Raw genomic sequence first — 2,089 nt, 5'->3', positions numbered from 1 at the left:
GATTTCATTGTTACCGTTTAATCTGGATTGATTACTTACACTCGGATTTTTCACGAACAATAACTTAGTTGATTAATTTGGCGTTGCTGAAACTAGGTATGAATTTAGGTGTAGAGCCGAGAATCCCTACATGAGGAACGTCTCTACAAGGGTTTTGAAATCATCAAAATCATTTTCATACCTCAAATCAGCAACGCCAAAAAGAATTATATGATGTGCGATCGCTGTATTTTTAACAGATATTGCATCATCAATTAATCACCTATTATCTACTGTAATCACAGATTTGCGGAGGTTCTTTACCTGATAACAGTCCGGTAACTTCAAAAGGTTTGCTAGAATTGCTAGGATCAAAAGAGATTAAAGAAGCATCAATCACTTTAAAATCACCAGGTGCATTCAAGCGCCATAATTTCGGAGTTTTACCTACAGGAAAAGGTTGATCAAAACAGTAAGCATTAGTATCACCGTGAACTAATAACACTGGTTTATCTAAATTTGCCGCCAATGTCTGCAATTGTTCACAAAAACCTTTATACGCATGATTATTTAGACATCTGCTAAAAACATCACCTGTACTACCATCAGGAGCAAAAGGATCTAATTGAGTCGCTACAACTACAGCTGATGTATCACTATCTTTTGCTATTTCAAAAGCATGATCAAGCCAAATAGCATTCTCTTCATCTCGTTCATCAACTAATTGATTAACTTTGATAGGATCATCAAGAAATATCTCAGTGCGTCCATTATCAGTGCTGACGATATGTTCTGTTACAAAACGGACACCCTTATACCACCAAGTTTCATTTTCAGGTAAAGTGGCTTGTTCTTCATATCGCCATTCAGGATTGAGAGTTTAAAGTGTGGTATAACTGGTCAATGAATAATTATCTCAACCACCTAGCCGAAAAAATGCTATGATTAGTCAATGGGTAAATTAAGTAAATTAATTAAATATCTTCTCTCTCGTCCTCCTGAAGCCAGATTTGAAGACATTAGTTATGTTTTGGAAGCATTTGGATATCAGGAAATTAGAGCTAAGGGAAGTCATCACGCTTTTGAAAATGATCAAGGAGAAGTGATTATTATTCCCAAAAAAGGGGGTAAAAAAGTTAAACGAACGTATATTGAGGAAACGATTAGATTACTAGATTTGGAAAATTGGCAAGATGAAAACTAATTCTCAACTTGAGCATCAATCTTTAGAATATTATCTGTCTTTAAAATATCCCATGTCTATTTATCCAGAAGAGGACGGAGGATATACAGTAATGATTCCTGACTTACCAGGTTGTATGAGTCATGGCGAAAGTTTAGAGGAAGCGATAGAAAATATTAATGAAGCGAGAGAGTTATGGATAGAAACTGTTTATTGTAGTGGTAAAAAACAAATTCCTTTACCTTCTAAACTAATTTCTATCATTAATTCGTGAACAACCATCAAAAATCAAAAATTTTATCCAAAGTCCTACAGTTGCTATAATCAAAACAAACTGAGAAAAATCCTGATATGATAGCCATTCCCCAACAACCAGCAAAAATGACCATTGAGAAATATCTTGCATGGGAACTTAACCAAGATATTCGCTATGAATACATCAACGGTGAAGTTTTCGCCATGACTGGTGGTACAATTCCCCATAATGATATTGCTCTCAATCTTTACACATCTTTACGTCCACACCTCCGTCCTAGAGGTTGTCGAATCAATGTATCAGATGTAAAAGTACAAGTTACCTCTAAAGGTCCATACTTCTATCCTGATCTGATCGTTAGTTGTCACCCTGAAGACATCAATGCCCGTAAATTTATCCAAAATCCTAAATTAATTGTTGAAGTTCTTTCTCCCAGTACAAGCGGTAAAGATAGAGAGGAAAAATTTAAATATTATCTCACCATACCCAGTTTACAAGAATATATCTTGATTGATTCTGAAAAAATCTCTGTTGAACGTTATTGTCGGGGAGAAGGAAGAATGTGGCTTTATTATCCCTACACTACTGGAGACATGATCACCTTCTCAAGTATTGCATTTGAATTTCCCATAGAAATGCTTTATGATGGCGTTGTGTGGGAAACGGAAACA

General features: G+C 35.5%; 4 protein-coding genes. 3 read left to right on the top strand and 1 reads right to left on the bottom strand.

Annotation, left to right across the window (positions count from 1 at the left end; all coding sequences use genetic code 11):
- Positions 1–265 precede the first annotated feature (265 nt).
- On the bottom strand, positions 266–508 hold the full coding sequence (locus tag ACIR310F_RS26135; RefSeq protein WP_028083641.1) for a hypothetical protein: 243 nt from the start codon (positions 506–508) through the stop codon (positions 266–268).
- Between the two features lie 423 nt (positions 509–931).
- Between ACIR310F_RS26135 and ACIR310F_RS0109530 the strand changes: the two genes are divergently transcribed.
- The 3 genes from ACIR310F_RS0109530 to ACIR310F_RS0109520 all read left to right on the top strand — a co-directional run.
- Complete coding sequence (locus ACIR310F_RS0109530; RefSeq protein ID WP_028083640.1) at positions 932–1,183, top strand: type II toxin-antitoxin system HicA family toxin; 252 nt, start codon at positions 932–934, stop codon at positions 1,181–1,183.
- Positions 1,173–1,436 carry a type II toxin-antitoxin system HicB family antitoxin gene (locus ACIR310F_RS0109525; protein ID WP_028083639.1) on the top strand — a complete coding sequence of 88 codons (264 nt, stop codon included), beginning with the start codon at positions 1,173–1,175 and terminating at the stop codon, positions 1,434–1,436. Before ACIR310F_RS0109530 ends, ACIR310F_RS0109525 begins: the two co-directional genes overlap by 11 nt.
- A 77-nt stretch (positions 1,437–1,513) precedes the next feature.
- On the top strand, positions 1,514–2,089 hold a 576-nt coding region (locus ACIR310F_RS0109520; protein WP_028083638.1), incomplete at its 3' end, for a Uma2 family endonuclease.

Origin of the sequence: Dolichospermum circinale AWQC310F (genome assembly GCF_000426925.1) — a bacterium.
GTDB classification, from domain to species: Bacteria; Cyanobacteriota; Cyanobacteriia; order Cyanobacteriales; family Nostocaceae; genus Dolichospermum; species Dolichospermum circinale.
Note: the sequence above shows the minus strand (reverse complement) of the source record. Positions and strands in the feature narration are given on the sequence as shown.